The organism is Burkholderia sp. AU38729, assembly GCF_020419725.1.
In the GTDB taxonomy this organism is placed as follows: domain Bacteria; phylum Pseudomonadota; class Gammaproteobacteria; order Burkholderiales; family Burkholderiaceae; genus Burkholderia.
Window position 1 is genome coordinate 150,634 of sequence record NZ_JAIZQO010000004.1, and the last position, 17,431, is coordinate 168,064.

General features: G+C 61.6%; 18 protein-coding genes. 3 read left to right on the forward strand and 15 right to left on the reverse strand.

Translation table 11 applies throughout. The annotated features are described in order from the left end of the window. Position 1 precedes the first annotated feature (1 nt). From LGM56_RS13025 to LGM56_RS13075, 11 genes are all read right to left on the reverse strand, one after another. A complete protein-coding gene (locus tag LGM56_RS13025; protein ID WP_226204929.1) occupies positions 2 to 1,276 on the reverse strand; it encodes a dicarboxylate/amino acid:cation symporter in 1,275 nt (424 codons plus the stop codon). Positions 1,277 to 1,459: 183 nt separating this feature from the next. Beyond that, a complete protein-coding gene (locus LGM56_RS13030; protein ID WP_226204930.1) occupies positions 1,460 to 2,374 on the reverse strand; it encodes a LysR substrate-binding domain-containing protein in 915 nt (304 codons plus the stop codon). Between the two features lie 246 nt (positions 2,375 to 2,620). Further along, positions 2,621 to 2,941, reverse strand: a complete 321-nt coding sequence (locus LGM56_RS13035; RefSeq protein ID WP_226204932.1) for a high-potential iron-sulfur protein — start codon at positions 2,939 to 2,941, stop codon at positions 2,621 to 2,623. Positions 2,942 to 3,080: 139 nt separating this feature from the next. Continuing rightward, the gene (locus LGM56_RS13040) at positions 3,081 to 3,422 is read right to left on the reverse strand and encodes a cytochrome C oxidase subunit IV family protein (protein ID WP_226204934.1); all 342 of its coding nucleotides are present in this window, start codon (positions 3,420 to 3,422) and stop codon (positions 3,081 to 3,083) included. 7 nt (positions 3,423 to 3,429) lie between these two features. After that, entirely contained in the window at positions 3,430 to 4,149 is a 720-nt protein-coding gene (locus tag LGM56_RS13045; RefSeq protein ID WP_226204936.1) for a heme-copper oxidase subunit III family protein, read from the reverse strand. Then, positions 4,146 to 4,757: a cytochrome c oxidase subunit 3 gene (locus LGM56_RS13050; RefSeq protein WP_226204938.1), complete on the reverse strand. Its 612-nt coding sequence runs from the start codon at positions 4,755 to 4,757 to the stop codon at positions 4,146 to 4,148. Before LGM56_RS13050 ends, LGM56_RS13045 begins: the two co-directional genes overlap by 4 nt. Then, on the reverse strand, positions 4,754 to 6,514 hold the full coding sequence (gene ctaD / locus LGM56_RS13055) for a cytochrome c oxidase subunit I (protein WP_226204940.1): 1,761 nt from the start codon (positions 6,512 to 6,514) through the stop codon (positions 4,754 to 4,756). Before ctaD ends, LGM56_RS13050 begins: the two co-directional genes overlap by 4 nt. 31 nt (positions 6,515 to 6,545) lie before the next feature. Further along, a complete protein-coding gene (locus LGM56_RS13060; RefSeq protein WP_226204942.1) occupies positions 6,546 to 7,694 on the reverse strand; it encodes a c-type cytochrome in 1,149 nt (382 codons plus the stop codon). A 104-nt stretch (positions 7,695 to 7,798) separates the two neighbouring features. Then, positions 7,799 to 8,314: a hypothetical protein gene (locus tag LGM56_RS13065; RefSeq protein ID WP_089444395.1), complete on the reverse strand. Its 516-nt coding sequence runs from the start codon at positions 8,312 to 8,314 to the stop codon at positions 7,799 to 7,801. A 218-nt stretch (positions 8,315 to 8,532) separates the two neighbouring features. Then, positions 8,533 to 9,042, reverse strand: coding sequence for a DUF1269 domain-containing protein (locus tag LGM56_RS13070; RefSeq protein WP_089429798.1), 510 nt, complete (start codon positions 9,040 to 9,042; stop codon positions 8,533 to 8,535). A gap of 202 nt (positions 9,043 to 9,244) precedes the next feature. Continuing rightward, positions 9,245 to 9,460: a DUF3820 family protein gene (locus tag LGM56_RS13075; RefSeq protein WP_226204944.1), complete on the reverse strand. Its 216-nt coding sequence runs from the start codon at positions 9,458 to 9,460 to the stop codon at positions 9,245 to 9,247. Between the two features lie 123 nt (positions 9,461 to 9,583). On the opposite strand from LGM56_RS13075, the gene LGM56_RS13080 reads away from it, so the two are divergent. Then, the gene (locus LGM56_RS13080) at positions 9,584 to 9,772 is read left to right on the forward strand and encodes a hypothetical protein (RefSeq protein ID WP_069250279.1); all 189 of its coding nucleotides are present in this window, start codon (positions 9,584 to 9,586) and stop codon (positions 9,770 to 9,772) included. 269 nt (positions 9,773 to 10,041) lie between these two features. On the opposite strand, the gene LGM56_RS13085 is transcribed toward LGM56_RS13080, so the two are convergent. Together LGM56_RS13085 and LGM56_RS13090 are read right to left on the reverse strand one after the other, a co-directional pair. Beyond that, entirely contained in the window at positions 10,042 to 10,383 is a 342-nt protein-coding gene (locus LGM56_RS13085) for a hypothetical protein (RefSeq protein WP_089498806.1), read from the reverse strand. Between the two features lie 719 nt (positions 10,384 to 11,102). Next, positions 11,103 to 12,230: a hypothetical protein gene (locus LGM56_RS13090; RefSeq protein ID WP_226204946.1), complete on the reverse strand. Its 1,128-nt coding sequence runs from the start codon at positions 12,228 to 12,230 to the stop codon at positions 11,103 to 11,105. Between the two features lie 723 nt (positions 12,231 to 12,953). Between LGM56_RS13090 and LGM56_RS13095 the strand changes: the two genes are divergently transcribed. Then, complete coding sequence (locus LGM56_RS13095; RefSeq protein WP_226204948.1) at positions 12,954 to 13,757, forward strand: hypothetical protein; 804 nt, start codon at positions 12,954 to 12,956, stop codon at positions 13,755 to 13,757. A 309-nt stretch (positions 13,758 to 14,066) separates the two neighbouring features. On the opposite strand, the gene LGM56_RS13100 is transcribed toward LGM56_RS13095, so the two are convergent. Both LGM56_RS13100 and LGM56_RS13105 read right to left on the reverse strand, forming a co-directional pair. Further along, on the reverse strand, positions 14,067 to 15,095 hold the full coding sequence (locus LGM56_RS13100; protein ID WP_226204950.1) for a methionine synthase: 1,029 nt from the start codon (positions 15,093 to 15,095) through the stop codon (positions 14,067 to 14,069). A 26-nt stretch (positions 15,096 to 15,121) separates the two neighbouring features. Continuing rightward, on the reverse strand, positions 15,122 to 16,108 hold the full coding sequence (locus LGM56_RS13105; RefSeq protein ID WP_226205291.1) for a DUF1852 domain-containing protein: 987 nt from the start codon (positions 16,106 to 16,108) through the stop codon (positions 15,122 to 15,124). Positions 16,109 to 16,376: 268 nt separating this feature from the next. Between LGM56_RS13105 and LGM56_RS13110 the strand changes: the two genes are divergently transcribed. Then, a complete protein-coding gene (locus LGM56_RS13110; RefSeq protein WP_226204952.1) occupies positions 16,377 to 17,285 on the forward strand; it encodes a LysR family transcriptional regulator in 909 nt (302 codons plus the stop codon). Positions 17,286 to 17,431: the final 146 nt, after the last annotated feature.

Here is a 17,431-nt window from a genome sequence, read left to right on the forward strand (position 1 = left end):
ATCATGCATTCAGCTCCGGCTCGTCGAATACGGCGCCGCTCGACTTCACGGCTCGCCGGCCCTCCCACTTCGCGATCACGGCCGTCGCCACGCTGTTGCCGATCACGTTCGTCATCGTGCGCCCCATGTCGAGGATCTGGTCGATCGCGAGGACCATCGCGACGCCGGCCACCGGCAGATGGAACATCGGCGCGACCGCCGCGACCACGACCACCGAGCCGCGCGGCACGCTCGCCATGCCCTTGCTGCTCAACATCAGCACCAGCAGCATGAACACCTGCTCCGACAGCGGCATGTGCACGCCGAACGCCTGGGCGATGAAGATGGCGGCAAACGCCTGGTACATCATCGAACCGTCGAGGTTGAATGCGTAACCCAGCGGCAACGTGAAACCCACCACCTTCTTGTCGACGCCGAACCGCTCGAGCTGCTCGGTCAGGCGCGGATAGGCGGCCTCGCTGCTCGCGGTCGAGAAGGCGATCAGCGCCGGTTCGCGCACGGCCTTCAGCAGGCTCACGACGCGCCGACCGAGAAACGCATAGCCGGCGCCGATCAGCAGCATCCAGAGGACGATCAAGCCGAGATAGAACGCGCCGATCAGCTTGCCATACGTGTAGATCACGTCGAGCCCGCGCAGCGTGACCGACGACGCGATCGCACCGAATACGCCGAGCGGCGCCGCGCGCATCACGTAGTTCGTCAGGCGCAGCATCACCGGCACCATTCCGTCGATCGACTGGATCACGACGCCGACGCGCTTGTCGTGTTTGAGCGCACTCAGCGCGACGCCGAGAAAGACCGAGAACACCAGGATCTGCAGGATGTCGTTGCGCGCCATCGCGTCGAGCAGGCTGGTCGGGAACGCATGCGTGATCACGTCCCGGGCGTTCAGCGCGGCCGTATTCAAGCCGGTATTGGCCTCGCCGGCGGTTGCCGTGAGATTCAGGCCGGCGCCCGGCTGCAGCGCATTGGCCATGACGAGGCCCAGGCTCAGCGAAATCAGCGACGCGCAGATGAACCACCCGATCGAGCGCAGGCCGATGCGCCCGACGTCCTCGCCGCTGTCCATGCCGGCCAGGCCCGACACGAGCGTCACGAACACCAGCGGCGCGATGATCATCTTGATCAGGCGCAGGAAGATGTCGGTGACGATCGAGAAATAGCCGGCAGTCGTCTTGAGCGTGCCCGGGTCCGCGATGTGGGTGTGGCAGAGATAGCCGGCGACGACACCGAGAATCATGCCGACTGCGATGCTTAAGGTAAGGCGATTTTTCATGTCCATCCGTCCGTGGTGGCACCCGGCCGCCGGAAGGCGGGCCGCCGCTGCGATGCAGGCAGCGCGACGCGGGTCACGCATCACATCTGCCGTTGGAACGAATGGTAGGGACCGTCGATAAAACCGTGATGCCGGTGCGACATGGCGGTATGCGAGCGCCGCATAAGGCGGGAAAACCCTGACTCAGCCGAGCCGCGGAGGCGCCGCGCGCAGGTGCTGCCAGAGCGTGTCCAGGAATTCACTCCGATTGGACACGTCGCGATACACGCGCAGTTCGACGTCGAGGTTCCACGCCGCCGGCCCGGCCGGCACGAGATCGCCGGCCGCCAGTTCCGCCGTGATCGCGCTCCGGGGCAGCCACGCGACACCCTCGCCTTCCATCACGAGTTTCTTCAGCACCTCGGCCATGTCGGATTCGTAGTGCAGTTGCAAGGCCGGCGCATCCGGTGCGCGGCCGAGCAGCAGCGCGAGGCACCGCCCGAAGTAACTGGTTTCCGTATAGGAAATCAGCGGCAGCGGATGCTGCTTCGTCCCGGGAAGACGAAAGGCCGGCGCGGATCGACGGTTGGGCCTGCATGCCGGCATCAGCGTGTCGAGGCCCACGGTCAGGTGTTCGTATTTCACCGGATCGAGATGGAGCGGCAGTTCCGGGTGGTGATACGCAAACATGAGCTCGCAATTGCCGTTGACGAGCATCAGGATCGAATCGTGGACATTGGTCGGAATCACGCGCGCCCGCACTTCGCCGAAATGCGGCGCGAGCGCCTTGAGCCACGCCGGCAGGAAACTCAGCGCGATCGTGTGGCCCGCGGCGATCTGCAGGCTCTTGCCGGCGATCCGCTGCTCGGTGCGGATGATCGCGCGCGTGTCGAACAGGCGGCTGAGCACATCTTCGGCCGTCTCGCGAAACAGGCGGCCCGCCGGCGTCAGCACCGGCGGAAAGCTGCTGCGGTCGATCAGTTCGGCCCCGATCCACTGTTCGAGCGACTGGATGCGACGGCTGAAACCCGACTGCGTGACGTTGCGGAACTCCGCTGCCCGGGAAAAGCTTTGATATTGAGCGAGGGCGAGGAAATCCTCGATCCATTTGATTTCCATATCGGCCTTGGAGGATCGCGGTGGGATCGGCCTGCGCGTCACCGAAGTCGGGGGGACGCGCAGGCCGGCGGACGCTCACATTGTATGTGCTCGATCCGGCGCATCGCGTCGGCGTTTGCCATGGCGCCAGTGGCCGATCTGGACGTCGCCGTTCTGCGGGCTCGCCGACGGCGACGATATGCGCGGGCGACAACCCCGGCGGCGACGGCATTTCAGTTGCACGGCCGCCAGCCCATCCCTGCCTGGCTACGCCTTCTTCGTATAACTGTTGCACCAGCCTTTCGCACTCACCTGCTTGCCGCCGAAAATCGCGCACGCCCCCGTCGTGGCGCCGGCCTTGCCCTGGAAGAACCGACAATTCGCACAGGCCTCGCCTGCCTGGAATTTCGGGTACTTCGCATGATCGACCCGTCCGGCATCCGCCTTGTAGCCGAGCGCCTGGGCATTGGCATCGGCTTCCTGCACGACACCGGCCCCGGCATCCGCCGCCGTCGCGCGGCGTCCAACGGCGAGCGCGGAAGCGAGCACGGTGGTGACTGCAATGAAACGTCGGCGTGAAAATTTCATGGTTCCCCCTTCAGGTTCGCGTGAACGGATGTCCGGAATGCGCCGTTCCCCGATGACGAAACGCCGCCCGCTCCTAGACGGCGCCCATCGATCGCGCAGGCATCGCGCCCATCACGCCGACGCACGCTCGACGACGGAATCAGCGAAAGAACAACGCCCGCATCCCGAACGTGTGATGCGCTTCCGCCGCCATCAGCACCATGAGCACCAGCAGGGTCAGCGGCGGGATCAGGATCGCGTACACGAGCGCCAGCCGCTCCCACATCATGTGCATGAAGATCGACACGATCAGCCCGGCCTTCGCGATCATCAGCACGACGATCAGCACCCAGCGCATCAGGCCCTGCACGTTGAAGTAGTCGACCAGGTACGACAACGTGCTCAGCACGAACAGCAGGCCCCAGATCTTCAGGTAGAGGCCGATCGGATGCTGCTGGCCGTGCGCGGCGTCGGGTCGATCGGCGGGATCGGTATGCTCCATGGCTGCCTCACCACAAATAGAACAGCGCGAAGATGAACACCCACACCAGGTCGACGAAGTGCCAGTACAGCCCGGCGATCTCGACGATCTGGAAGTTGCCGTGCTCGGTGAATCCGGGCTGCAGGATCTTGCGCGCGATCAGCAGCAGGTAGATCACGCCGCAGGTCACGTGAAAGCCGTGGAACCCGGTGATCGTGAAGAAGCACGCGCCGAACTGCGCCGCGCCGAGCGGATTGCCCCACGGGCGGATGCCTTCACGGAAAATCAGGTTGCTCCATTCGAACGCCTGCAGCGACACGAAGGTCGCGCCCAGCAGCGCGGTCGCCAGCAACAACGCGGCGGCGGGCCGTGCGTTGCGCCGGTAGCCGAAGTTGACGGCCATCGCCATCGTGCCGCTGCTGCTGATCAGCGTGAACGTCATGATCGCAATCAGCAGCAACGGCACTTCCACGCCGCCCACGCTGAGCCCGAACACTTTCGCGGTATCGGGCCATGGCGCCGTGGTCGACATGCGCACCGTCATGTAGCCGATCAGGAAGCTGCTGAAGACGAAGGTGTCCGACAGCAGGAAGATCCACATCATCGCCTTGCCCCACGGCACCCTGAAGGCTTCGCGGTCGGACGACCAGTCGGTGACGATGCCGCGCCAGCCGTCGGGCCGCGCATCGGCGGCCGGCACCGCAGACGATTCGGCAGCGGATTCGGTGTGGATCGTGGGCGCTTTCATGGCGCGGCTCCGTATAGCGGCCCGCAGACGGCCGCGACGATTCCGGGGGTCAACCACTCCATCGCCGCGAGCAGCACGAGCCAGACTGCGAGCAGGAAATGCCAGTACAGCGCGCACAGCGCGATGGCCCGTTGGGCCCGGAACGGGTCCGCGCGCCGGAGCGTCGCGATCGTCACGCCCCACGCCACCAGCCCGCCCAGCACATGCAAGCCGTGCAGGCCGGTGAGCAGATAGAGGAAGCTGTTGGACGGATTGACGGTGACGGTCTCCCCGGCTGCCGACAGCATGTGCCACGCAACCAGTTGCCCGATCACGAACACCGCCGCCAGCACGCCGCCGGCTAACAGCCACACCGTACGGGACGGGCCGATCCGGCGGGCGCGCTGCATCGCGAGGCTGGCCAGCGCCAGCGCGCTGCTGTTCCACCATAGCAGCGCCGGATGCGGGATCGGCTGCCAGTCGGGTTCGCGCATGCGCATCGCATAGGCGAACAGCAGCAGCGAGAACAGCGTCGTCGCCACCGCCATGAACACGGTCAGGCCGGTGCGGCCCGCATTCGGCAAGCCGGGTGGCGCATCGGGAACGAAGGGGCGCGGCAGCGTGGTCATTCGTGTGCCTCGCCCGGGTGCAGCGTCGGATGGGCCGCTTTGGATTCAGGCGCCGTCGCCGGCGGCTGATTCTGCGGCACGAAGTCTTCGTCCTGCCCCGGCGGACTGTATTCGTATGCCCAGCGGTAGACGACGGGAAGCGTCGGCCCCCAGTTGCCGTGTACGGGCGGCGTTTGCGGCGTCTGCCATTCGAGCGTGGTGGCGCGCCACGGGTTGCCGTCCGCACGCCGCCCGTGGCGAAGGCTCCACGCGAGGTTGAACAGGAACAGCAGCTGTGCCGCCGCGACGATCAGCGCGACGATCGTGATGAACGTGTTGAGCGTTTGCGCCGAGTGCGGAATGAAGCTGTAGCCCTGATACGCGTAATACCGCCGCGGCATGCCGAGGATGCCGAGATAGTGCATCGGGAAATAGATCGCATAGGTGCCGACGAAGGTGATCCAGAAGTGCGCGCGCCCGAGCGTGTCGTCGAGCAGGCGGCCCGTCACCTTCGGGTACCAGTGATAGAGGCCGCCGAACACCACGAGGATCGGCGACACGGCCATCACCATATGGAAGTGCGCGACCACGAAATACGTGTTCGACAGCGGGATGTCCACGCTCACGTTGCCGAGGTACAGCCCGGTCAGCCCGCCCAGCACGAAGGTGCTGATGAAGCCGATCGCGAACAGCATCGGCACGGTCAGGTGGATATCGCCGCGCCACAGCGTCAGCACCCAGTTGTAGACCTTGAGGGCGGTCGGGACGGCGATGATGAGCGTCGTGGTGGCGAAGAAGAAGCCGAAGTACGGATTCATGCCCGCGATGAACATGTGGTGCGCCCAGACCACGAAGCTCAGCGCGCCGATGATCACGATGGCCCACACCATCATCCGGTAGCCGAAGATGCTCTTGCGCGCGTGCGTGCTGATGAGATCCGACGCGATGCCGAAGGCCGGCAGCGCGACGATGTAGACCTCCGGATGCCCGAAGAACCAGAACAGGTGCTGGAACAGCAGCGGACTGCCGCCGGCGTGCTTGAGCGTCTGCCCCATCGACACCACGGCCGGGATGAAGAAGCTGGTGCCGAGCGTCCGGTCGAACAGCATCATCACCGCCGACACGAACAGCGCCGGAAACGCCAGCAGCGCCATGATGGTCGCGATGAAGATGCCCCACACCGTGAGCGGCATGCGCATCAGCGTCATGCCGCGCGTGCGTGCCTGCAGCGTGGTGGTCACGTAGTTCAGGCCGCCCATCGTGGCCGCGACGATGAAGATCGCCAGCGACACGAGCATCAGCACGATGCCCCATTCCACGCCCGGCGTGCCCGGCAGGATCGCCTGCGGCGGATACAGCGTCCAGCCCGCGCCGGTCGGCCCGCCCGGCACGAAGAAGCTCGCCACCAGCACCAGCACGGCCAGCAGGTAGACCCAGTAGCTCAGCATGTTGAGAAACGGGAACACCATGTCGCGCGCGCCGAGCATCAGCGGGATCAGGTAGTTGCCGAAGCCGCCCAGGAACAGCGCCGTCAGCAGGTAGATCACCATGATCATCCCGTGCATGGTGACGAACTGGTAGTAGTGGTTCGCGTCGATGAACGCGAACTTGCCCGGAAAGCCGAGCTGCAGCCGCATCAGATCCGACAGGACGAGGCCGACCAGGCCAATCGCGATGGCCGTCATCGCGTACTGCACGGCGATGACCTTGTGGTCCTGGCTCCACACATAGCGGGTCCAGAAGCTGTGCGGGATGGGGTCGGTGTGCGCGTAGGTCATGGCGTGTGCTCCGTCTGCTTCGTCCGTTCCGCTAGGGCTGGGCCGCGGTGCTGGCGGGCGTCCCGCCTTGCGCCTTGATGTAGGCCACCAGCGCGCTCAGTTCCTGCTCGCTCAGGTCGAAGTGCGGCATGATCGGCGAGAAGCCCTTCACGACGCGGGCCGTCGGATTGCGGATGAACGCGCGCAGATAGGCGTCGTCCACCTTCGCGGTGCTGCCGTCGGCCATCGTTTCGGTCTTGCCGTACAGGCCCTTCCAGGTCGGGCCCACGAGCGGGCTGCCGTCCACGGTATGGCAGGCGACGCAGCCCTTGGCCGCCGCGAGCGTCTTGCCCAGGTTGGCCAGTGCCTGTGCGCTGCCGCCCGCGGCGGTCGGCGCGGCCTGCACGTGGGCCATCTGCTGCTGCGCGAACGTGGTCTGCTGCGCCAGCCAGCGCGAGAACGCGGCTTCGTCTTCCACCACCACCACGCCGCGCATGCCGGCATGCCCGATTCCGCAGAGCTGCGCGCACAGGATGTCGTAGCGCCCTGCCTGGGTCGGCGTGAACCAGAAGGTGGTCACCATGCCTGGCACCATGTTCATCCGCGCGCGGAACGGCGGGACGTAGAAGTCGTGCAGCACGTCGCGCGACCGGGTGAGGACCTGGACCGGCCGGTTGAGCGGCAGGTGCACTTCGGGACTGTCGATCAGGTAGTTGTCACGGCCGTTCGGGTCGGCGGGGTTCAGGCCGAACGGGTTGTCGTTGCTGATGTAGCGCACGTCGGTCGTGCCCAGCTTGCCGCCGGGCCCGGCGAAGCGGAAACGCCATTGCCATTGCTGGCCGAGCACCTCCATCTGCAGCGCGTTGCGCGGCGGCCGGATGTAGTCCGCGTAGACGAACAGGCCCGGCGCCAGCAACGCCGCCACGCCGACGATGGTCAGGCCGATCAGCCACCATTCCAGTTTCCGGTTGTGCGGTTCGTAGGCCGCACGGTGCCCGCTGCGGTGGCGATAGCGCACCAGGGCGACCACGATGAACAGGTTGATGGCGATGAAGAATGCGCCGGTGATGACGAGCGTGATCGTCAGCATGTCGTCCATGCGCACCCAGTTCGACGCGATCGGCGTGATCCACCACGGACTGGCAAAGTGAAACCCCACCGCCAACAGGATGATCAGGACCAGGGCAATCGCAAGGGCCATAGGCCGCCTCGCTGCATCTCACTCACCGGCACCGCCCGCACCGGGTTCCGGGTCTCCCGCGGGCGCCGCGTGTTCAAGCGCGGCGCGGCGGGAAACGCGATGGGTCAGTCGTCCACGTTCTGCTTGCGCAATCGCTCCAGCCTGCCGTAGGTGATGGCCGCCACCACGCCGAACAACAGGTTGGCCAGCAAGGGCCCGGAACCGCGCTCGGAGACGAACCACGGGAACACGGCCGTCATCACGTAGAAGTTCCACCCATACGCGACGATCCCGAACGCCAGCCCGATGACGGCTTCCATGCCCACGCTCGAATCGAAGCGGAAAGGCGCCATGATCGCGGCGAGCATCATCCCCATGATCGCGCCGAGCACGTAGTGCAACAGCAGCGCCATCGCCACGATTTCGAGGTTGAATTGCGTCATCTGGCCGAGCGCGCTGCGGCCCATCACCATCGCGGCGATCTTGTGGGTCGGTTGCCACGGGCTCGAGCCGAGCACCAACGTCGACCAGACGAATTCCAGCGCGATCACCAGCGCGCCGCCCGCGAGACCGGCCACGGCAGCGGCGACCCAGTCGGGCGTACGACGCGCCCAATGGTGCGATTGAATGTGCAGTTCCATACGGCCTCCTTGCCGACGGTTCGACGTTGGCACTTCGATTCCCCCAGGCATCACGCGCGTCGGCCCCGCGTCTCTTGCGCGCTTCGGCATGGCGGACATGGGTTGCCTGCGCAACGAGCGCACGCCCCGCTCCCCGTGCGGCCCGCGGCCGCGGCCGTGCGCCCGGCGAACCGCGTCGATCGACGCGGTTGTCGGGCAAACCGATTGGCTGTCGCCTGTCAGGGGAAGATCGGTGACGTCGGTTCGGCGCCCTCCAGATCCGCCTTCGGAAAATGCTGAGCGACCATCTCTTCGATTTCCTGCTCTCGCAATGCCGGCACGTCGGCCATGATCAGGATCTGGCCTGCCTGGATCGCCTCGCGAAATCGCTGGAGTCGCGCGTTCGGCTCGGCGATGCCGATCATCGCGGCGGTCCACGCCCCGAAACCCGCGCCGGCCAGCGTCAAGCCGACGACGGCGCCGCCCGCGATCACGAGCTCCGCCGGCGGAAAGACGAGCGCGACGAGGCCGATCAGCGCACCGGCCGCGCCGCCGAGCGCGACGCCGCGCTCGAGTGCATGCACGACGTCGCTGCTTTGCAGCAACGATGCTTCGGGTAACTGATCGAGTGTGACGCTGTGGTCGGCGAGAACGTGGATATGGCGCCAGACGATACGCGCGCGCAATAGATCGTCGACGATGGCCTTCGCCATCTGGGTATCGGGTACGAGGAAATAAAGGCGTCTCATGTTGGCACCCCTTTTCTTGCCATCAACGCGTCCAAGGGACTGCTTTATATTCTATGTCAGCATCGGCAACGTGCCAGGTGCATGCGAGCCGCGGACGGGGTCGCATGCGAGCATTCGGCACGCGTGGCAAGTGGGGTTGAAGCGCGGCGATGTTCGCGGTCGATCGATCCGGGGGGCCCGGGACGTTCGCCCCCGATGGGCGCTAAACGCGTTTGCGCAACGGCGCCAGCAAGTCCCGCAGGCCGTTGTGGTCGATCTCGTGCATCAGCGCGAGCTGCCGTCCGATTTCGCCGTGCGGAAACCCTTCGCGCGCCAGCCAGTTGAGGTAAGGCCCGGGCAGGTCGGCAATCAGCCGGCCTTTGTATTTCCCGAAGGGCATGGTGACGGTGACGAGCTGTTCGAGGTCTGGATTTTGCATGCGGGTATTGTGCACGGCTTTTCGCACCTGTCGCCGACCTCGCGAAAAGGACTCGGCGAACCACCTGCGCCCCTTTTCTCGCCTGCTAGACTGGAATTCCCCCTGCACACGATGGAGGGAATCATGTTGTCCGTCTACGTCGTGAAGACCGGCGAGCAGTTCCTTTGCACCGCCGAGGATGGCGATATCGGCATGGCGCCGGCGGTTGAGGATGCCACGTCGTTTGGTTCGTATGAGGAAGCGGAAAAGGCGGCACACGTGCATGCCGACCCCGGATACGAAATCGTCGCCGTCTGTGTAATCAGGCACTGACAGGGCGCCCGCTGCCGGGCGCCCGGCGACGAGATGCGGCTCGCAGTTCCGCTGGCGCCACGCGATAGGGGTGGCGCGATGGGCTGTGCCCGGAATGACCTGGCACCGGATGGATGGCGTGCCGGGGTGCTCAGGAGCGGATCGCCGCGCGCGTCGGCAGCTCCGGTGCGTACGCTCCGACGCTACGCGCCCTCCCTGAAACGCCTGGCATCCGGCGCGCACGCCTCGTATGCGGCGCTGCGGGAATTCGGAGCGTCGCTGCTCCGCTGTTATCGCCTCGGCCCTTTCATGCCCTCCGACTCCATGGCCGCATGCCACTCCTCATTCGCCTCGATGGGGTCCATCGCTTCGTCGACCGAGGCCGTCGCGCGCTCGGCGGCGGCTCTGGCTTCGTCTGCCGGGGAGGCAAAATCACCGTCGCCTTCGCGATCGCCATCGCCATCACCGTCGCCCGGGGGATGCAGCATGTCCTTGAGCATCGCGCTTAGCTCCGGCGTGTCCCACGGCAGCCCACGCCGCGTCCGATCCTTGATGTAGTGCCTCACTTCCGCGTCCTGCTCCACGGTCAGCGGCAGCCCTCGGAAGGTGCTTTGGGGGCCAGCGTCGATCATCGCTTTCTCCTGTTTCTAGGGCATTTTCAGTGTACTCGCCATTGCAAGCCCGTGAGCAGCGATTACGGCGCGCTTGCGGCGGAGCAAAGGTGTGGGGACGACAGGCGAGTGGCGGTGAATTTCAGGCACCCGACTATAGGGGCGAGTGCCTGAAATTCGCCGTCAACCTCGAGCACGCGATTGCCATGGGTCAATATCGATGAAAGTTTCTCGAGATTTCGGGGCCGTTGTCCGGCGGGCTGCGCTTGCGGCCTGGCATGGGGTGCCGCCCTTCACGTCGGGCGGCATTCGGCCAGCTTGAGACGTTCGAGACCGACCGCAGATTCGACGACAATTGGGGGGATGCGCGCTAGCCACCACCCGTTGACCTGCACCTGACGTTGCGTACATTCAATGCCGACGCGCAGCAGTCGTGTCAAGGTTCGGAGAGGGAGACTCTCGGTTGGCCACAAAACTGTTGGAGAAAACGTAATGGTAGGTTGGAAAATCCAGCCATTCGCGTCCTGATTGACGTATACGGAACCAGTTTGGGTGAAACTCCGGTCGGGCAATGAAGGGGCTTGTGCATTTCCTGATTGCGTTGATATTGAGCGGCAATCGTCAGGTGCTGACCAAGTGACTTTGTGGCACCTTGGCATCTGTTTGCAGGGTGGCGGTCCTAAAGCACACCATTTGGGGGGGACTTGGATCGCGTCCGTGCCGATTTCTCGCTTCACGTTTCACTCGTTTGGAGGGGCTACCCTCATGACACCTTTTTTGAGATTGCTTCCGGGGATCACGTTTCCATTTGAATCGCACCAGACAATTAAATTTGGACTATCAGGATCGCGACATTTGAATGAAGGGATATTGGAATTTGATGTCTGCGCAACCGAAATAGCCGAAGCATCATTCGCTGCCCGAGTGATTCCCGAGTCAGCAGCCGATGCCGCTGAGGGAGATGTGACGTTCACCACCTCCACCAAATTTCGGATATGTTCAGATGAGGTGACGAACCCGATGGGATCGGTACGCAATACGCGGTTCGCTTGGGTTGCCGAAAAAGTATTTGGCGGCACGGCAGGTTTAGAGTCCAACGAGATTTTTTTCCCCATGGGTATGCTTTGCGCTCCACTCGGCACAAAACTAACTTGGATCGTATTTTGATTTGTAATTTTCGACTCTACGCCGCCGCCTACGGTGAACGGGCCAATTCCCAATGACACTTGCCCATTTGCGTCGACAAGGTACTTGATGTCTATTGTGAAAGTGTCGCCGGGATCAGTGCCGGCATTCGCCAATCGATCCACCGCAGAAAAACATGGTAATTGACTGTCGTTGACTTGATCTCTCTGTGCGGCAGCTATCAGTCCTTGTCTGAGTGTCAAGAGTGCTTGAGCTATAGGAGCATCGTCAATGCTCGATTTATTCAGAGAGGGATTGGTATATATGTTTGAGTAGTATCCATCTGGCTCAAGCCACTCACTAAAGACAAGCGTGCTGGTTGAAACGTTTTCTAGTGAAAGCGATGGCTTGATTGTCAGGATTGGACTGGTTTTCCCGCTTGCGTTTCCCGATGTGGTTGTGTCTGCGACCGTAAGCAGAGTGACTTTTACTCTGGAAATATCAAAATCCACGGAACCGTTCCCACACCAGTACCCGTCTGCAGCTGCAGTCGTCGCTATCTGAGCTTTATTTTTTTGAACCAAATAGACGCCAACCTGACGCTTTATGTCGGTCTGAACGTCTTGAACCTTGTCAAGTCGAACGGCAGTTACGGTAGTTCCACATCCCCAAAGAAATACAGAAAGCAATGGGCAGATAACTGTTAAATTCGAGAAACTGCGCCGTATGCGTACCGCCATCATGTTGATCCCCTAGCCAATTTTTTCTTGAATATTATTCTAAGTAAAAGTGAGCTTAGTACAGTTTTCCGACAATTCAAGATGCATTTGGAATGACGGTGACGTGCAAGTAAACGTAAGGCGGAGGATTGTTTGTTTATCGGTCGCGGCTTCAGATGCATGAGTCGAACCGCCGAGGCTTGCCAACGGCAGTCGGCAACATCAGCACGTTCACCGCGACAGCCTCCGCACGATCTCGATCAGGGTTCCGGCGGGAATGCCGCCGCTCACGTGCAGTCGTGCATCGCCGCATTCGATCTTATACACATGATCGACGGGGGCGGTGGGCATGCTGGCACTCCGGATGGCCAAACTTAACGGTTAGTTACAGACGGGACCGGGAACTCGCTTACGCCAGGCGCGATACGAATGGCCAGTTTCGAGAAAGCCGGGAGTCCCTTGTGGGTCGAAAATGCCTATTCACTGAACCTGACAGCAGACGTTCAATACAGATCCTCAGCCGAACGTCCGCAAGATAGCGTCAAGTCGACCTACCACGGCCAACACGTGAACGCCTGCAACCGCCGGGCACTTGCCGCTCAGCGTATAGGCACGGGGCCACTGATATCCGGTTGAACAGTCGCCGAGGCTGCGCGAGCTTCAACGGCGGTAGTGGATCGATTGATCGCCATGTCCTCCACGAATAATCGACAACCTGGAACTATACTGGGCAACCAGGAGGCTTCCATGACCGATCTCGACAGACTGCATCCACTCCGTCCGCTCCTGAAAAATTGGGTTTGGGAGCATGGTCGAATCGGGACTCGCTATCTCGACTGCGTAGATGGCGAAATCAGGTTTGACGAGGGCAAGAAGTCGCATTTCGCGGCCGAGAAATATATCTATGTGCCCCTTGGCAAGGGCGCCGAAGGCGATGCATCTGCGGAGGGTCCTGCGATCCATGAGGCTGGACTCGCCCGGTTTTTGCGGGCCGCGCAGTTGGGTACGCCGGAGGAAGCCGGTTCTGCAGCGGATGTCCAGCGCGCAGTGCAGGACTGCGTGGAGATTGGCCTGTTCAGCGCATATCAATGGGAGGCCCGAAAGGCGTTTGCCCGATATGCGCAGGAACCCATGTTCGATGACGAGATCCGCGCGGCGGTTGTCGACGACATCCGGCATATTTACGCCGGCATGCGGGAGCAACTGGCGCTGTACGATTTCAGTGTGCTCCACGGCTTGCCCACGCCGCTGCTCATCGGCGACACGCCCTTCATCGACTGGCGCATGCGTGCCAGTCCCGCACTTCCGTTTGTATCGCTCCCGCTGGGTCCTTACTGTCTGCTGGTAGGCGCGCCGTCCGGCAGGAAAAGCCGAATCGCGCCGGTCGTCTGGAAGGCCGCTGCCGCGATGGGCCCGTTGAAGGATCACAACCGCCAAATCGAGGCGCAGGCACGTCTGTGGCTGGTGGCGACCACGGATGACCAACTCGTCGCTGCGCAAAGCCGCATTGCCGCGGCCGTCGGCTCCAGGCAAGGGAATGAGAAACCCTGAACGAAGTTGACCTTAAGCAGATCGTCGGCGGTGGCTGAGTGAAAGACCGGCACGTGAAGCCGACCGGCTCGCCATCGACGCGTGATGCAATCACCGTGATACCGGATGCATAGTGGCAGAGCGCCTCACGAAAGCTCAAAGGCTCGATGGCCGTGCTGGAAAATGACATGGTGGATACCGAATACCGGGTGCGGTTCGGAAATACCAAGGCGGTGCGTTCCGACAGATTCAGGGAGCCGTTTCAACGCACTCCCCGAAATCTACACGGCCTTCAATTCCCCGATCGCACCCTCCGACGTCAGCCTGGAACTAGTTCGAGCATTCCTTGCGGACGATTTCCGCACCCGCGCTCAAAGCACTCAGCTTGCCTCGCGCGACTGTACGCGACAAGGGCGCCATGCCGCAGTTGGTGCAAGGATAGAGCTTGTCGGCGTCCACGAACTGAAGCGCCTTTCGCAACGTAGCGGCGACTTCCTCGGGGGTTTCGATGGTATCGGTCGCCACATCGATGGCTCCCACCATCACCTTCTTGCCCCGAATGAGTTCGATCAGATCCATGGGAACGCGCGAGTTGTGACATTCCAGCGAGACCATGTCGATACTGGATTTTTGCAGCTTGGGAAAGGCTTCCTCGTATTGTCGCCACTCCGACCCCAGCGTCTTCTTCCAGTCCGTGTTGGCCTTGATGCCATAGCCATAGCAAATATGCACGGCGGTTTCACACTTGAGACCTTCGATGGCTCTTTCCAGGGTCGCGACACCCCAATCGTTCACCTCGTCGAAGAAGACATTGAATGCGGGCTCGTCAAATTGAATGATATCGACGCCGGCAGCCTCCAGTTCCCTGGCTTCCTCGTTCAGGATCTTCGCGAACTCCCAGGCCAGTTTTTCGCGACTCTTGTAATGATCGTCGTACAGCGTATCGATCATCGTCATCGGCCCCGGCAATGCCCATTTGATGGGCTGGCTGGTTTGCTGGCGCAGGAACCTGGCATCTTCAACGAAAACCGGCTTCTGTCTCGCCACCGCATCCACGACCGTCGGCACGCTGGCGTCATAGCGATCGCGAATTCGAACGGTCTTGCGGTTCTCGAAATCAACGCCGCTGAGGTGCTCGATGAACGTGGTCACGAAATGCTGGCGCGTTTGCTCGCCGTCACTGACGATATCGATGCCCGCATGTTGTTGCTCTTGCAACGACAGGCGCAACGCATCCTGCTTGCCCTCGATCAACCCGTCGTCTTGCAGTTTCCACGGCGACCAAAGTGTCTCCGGTTGGGCGAGCCACGAAGGCTTAGGCAAACTGCCGGCGGTTGAAGTGGGTAGAACTTTTTTCACGGTAGACGACCTTGCGATTTTTTTAGTCAAAGAGCGTAGTTCACAGACCACTGCTCAAGAATGGCCTGATATGGCTTGATAAATTGCTCTTCCACGAACCTGCCCTGTTCGATAGCCAGCCGGCTACGCTCGTCCCGATCGTAAACAATTCGGGTGAGCGAAAAATCCTGATGCTTCAAACTCGGCTGGTAGGATTTTCCTGCCGGAGAATTCGCATTGTAAATTTCGGGCCGATAAATTTTCTGGAAAGTATCCATCGTGCTGATGGTGCCGATGAGCTCCAGATTGGTGTAATCATCCAGCAAATCACCGGTAAAATAAAAAGCCAGCGGCGCGACACTATTCGGCGGCATGAAATAGCGCACCTTCATCCCCATTTTTTCGAAATACTCGTCAGTCAATGAATACTCGTCCTGCCGGTATTCGATACCCAGCACCGGGTGCCGATTTGCCGTCTGATGATAGGTCTTGCTACTCGAAACGCTCAGGCATATAACCGGCGGTTTCGAGAAATTATCCTTGTAGGCGTTCGACTTCACGAAGGACTTGAACAGATTCCCGTGCAAGTCGCCAAAGTTATCCGGCGTGCTGAAGCCGGGCCGATCCCTGTTGTGCTCCAGCAATACCACACTGAAATCGTAATCTCGCACATAAGAGGAAAAATTATTTCCCGCGATGCCGTCAATGTGCTTGTTGTTTTTTCGATCGAAAATATTCGTCTTCAGTATTTCGATCAAGGGCAGCGCGGCGCTGCTCCTTTCACCGCCGACATTCATCTCGACTGAAATGATTTCAAGCTTGACAGCATAGCGATCGCCTTTAGGATTATCCCAATGCGCCAGCGCATTGAAGCGATTGTCAATCATCCTGAAGGTATTGCGCAAATTCTCCTGACGACGCTTTCCTCTGGCGAGGTTCGCAAAATTGGTTGTGATGCGCGTATGGTCGGAAGGCTGATAGTCCTCATCGAAACAGACGCTTTTAATAGCAAATGTAAACTCTTGACTCGTCATGATCTTGCGCCCCGGATTCCGAAATGAAACTGCATCTGCTCCATGCCTTTCGATGCGGCTCGCTTTTCTGTTCGATGAACGAATGTGACGTTGGGCCATGGTCGACTGGATATGAATCGATTTCATCCAACCATGAGCCATGCTCACGGTGCGGTGTGTCGGGTTCACATCGGAAGAAAAGTAACTGGCAGCGATGATATAGTTTCGGTTGCATGAATAAAAATGGATTTATTTCATGCAAACATTAAATTCGTTCATGGAGTAGCCGATGCTGGATCGCAATCATCTGATGGTCGTGCGGGAAGTGGAGCGGCAGGGCTCGCTCACGGCCGCCGCCGATACGCTCAATCTCACGCAGTCGGCGCTCAGCCATGCGGTGAAGAAGCTGGAGCAGCAGCTCGGTACGCCCGTGTGGGCGCGCGAAGGACGGACCATGCGGCTCACGCAGGCCGGACAGTACCTGCTGAGCGTCGCGAACCGGTTGCTGCCTCAATTCGAACTCGCCGAGGAGCGCATGAGGCAGTACGCGCAGGGCGAGCGCGGCACGTTGCGGATCGGCATGGAATGCGCGCCGTGCTATCAATGGCTGCTGAAGGTGGTGTCGCCGTATCTCGCGCACTGGCCGGATGTCGATGTCGACGTGAAGCAGCGCTTCCAGTTCGGCGGCATCGGTGCGTTGATCGGCTATGAAATCGACGTGCTCGTCACGCCCGACCCGCTCAAGAAGCCCGAACTGCATTTTGAGCCGGTGTTCGATTACGAGCAGGTGCTGGTGGTTGCCGACGATCACCCGCTGGCCGGAGAAGCGTATGTCACGCCGGAACAGCTGACGCACGAGGTGCTGATCACGTATCCCGTCGAAACGGACCGGCTCGATATCTACACGCAGTTCCTCACGCCCGCGAACCGGGTGCCGAAGCGCCACAAGGTGATCGAGACGACCGACATCATGCTGCAGATGGTGGCGAGCGGCCGTGGCGTGGCGGCATTGCCTCGCTGGCTCGCGGAGGAATATGCGGGCTGGATGCCGCTTACACCCGTCCAACTTGGAAAGAAGGGGATTGCGAAGCAGATTTTCCTCGGCACGCGCAAGACGGATGACGACGTCGATTATCTTGCGGCGTTTGTCAAGGCTGCGCGGGAGTGGAAATGGGCGGACGCGAAGATGCGAGACTAGTTTTGCATCTGGAACATGAACAAAACGCATGGCTCCCGCAACGGGTCGCTTTCCGCGCCTTCGTGCTTGTCGACCCTCGCTGGAGTCGAACCCGTTTCAGCCACGCGACAATTGCAGCCCCGCACCCGGCCGCAGTCCCCCTCATC

What these genes read in the sequence shown, in the direction of transcription:
- LGM56_RS13095 (WP_226204948.1), top strand. Translation starts at nt 12,954, where the DNA reads ATGACCGATCTCGACAGACTGCATCCACTCCGTCCGCTCCTGAAAAAT.
- LGM56_RS13070 (WP_089429798.1), bottom strand. Translation starts at nt 9,042, where the DNA reads ATGAGACGCCTTTATTTCCTCGTACCCGATACCCAGATGGCGAAGGCC.
- LGM56_RS13090 (WP_226204946.1), bottom strand. Translation starts at nt 12,230, where the DNA reads ATGATGGCGGTACGCATACGGCGCAGTTTCTCGAATTTAACAGTTATC.
- LGM56_RS13040 (WP_226204934.1), bottom strand. Translation starts at nt 3,422, where the DNA reads ATGGAGCATACCGATCCCGCCGATCGACCCGACGCCGCGCACGGCCAG.
- LGM56_RS13080 (WP_069250279.1), top strand. Translation starts at nt 9,584, where the DNA reads ATGTTGTCCGTCTACGTCGTGAAGACCGGCGAGCAGTTCCTTTGCACC.
- LGM56_RS13030 (WP_226204930.1), bottom strand. Translation starts at nt 2,374, where the DNA reads ATGGAAATCAAATGGATCGAGGATTTCCTCGCCCTCGCTCAATATCAA.
- LGM56_RS13065 (WP_089444395.1), bottom strand. Translation starts at nt 8,314, where the DNA reads ATGGAACTGCACATTCAATCGCACCATTGGGCGCGTCGTACGCCCGAC.
- LGM56_RS13105 (WP_226205291.1), bottom strand. Translation starts at nt 16,108, where the DNA reads ATGACGAGTCAAGAGTTTACATTTGCTATTAAAAGCGTCTGTTTCGAT.
- LGM56_RS13085 (WP_089498806.1), bottom strand. Translation starts at nt 10,383, where the DNA reads ATGATCGACGCTGGCCCCCAAAGCACCTTCCGAGGGCTGCCGCTGACC.
- LGM56_RS13050 (WP_226204938.1), bottom strand. Translation starts at nt 4,757, where the DNA reads ATGACCACGCTGCCGCGCCCCTTCGTTCCCGATGCGCCACCCGGCTTG.
- LGM56_RS13025 (WP_226204929.1), bottom strand. Translation starts at nt 1,276, where the DNA reads ATGAAAAATCGCCTTACCTTAAGCATCGCAGTCGGCATGATTCTCGGT.
- LGM56_RS13075 (WP_226204944.1), bottom strand. Translation starts at nt 9,460, where the DNA reads ATGCAAAATCCAGACCTCGAACAGCTCGTCACCGTCACCATGCCCTTC.
- LGM56_RS13045 (WP_226204936.1), bottom strand. Translation starts at nt 4,149, where the DNA reads ATGAAAGCGCCCACGATCCACACCGAATCCGCTGCCGAATCGTCTGCG.
- LGM56_RS13110 (WP_226204952.1), top strand. Translation starts at nt 16,377, where the DNA reads ATGCTGGATCGCAATCATCTGATGGTCGTGCGGGAAGTGGAGCGGCAG.
- LGM56_RS13060 (WP_226204942.1), bottom strand. Translation starts at nt 7,694, where the DNA reads ATGGCCCTTGCGATTGCCCTGGTCCTGATCATCCTGTTGGCGGTGGGG.
- LGM56_RS13035 (WP_226204932.1), bottom strand. Translation starts at nt 2,941, where the DNA reads ATGAAATTTTCACGCCGACGTTTCATTGCAGTCACCACCGTGCTCGCT.
- ctaD (WP_226204940.1), bottom strand. Translation starts at nt 6,514, where the DNA reads ATGACCTACGCGCACACCGACCCCATCCCGCACAGCTTCTGGACCCGC.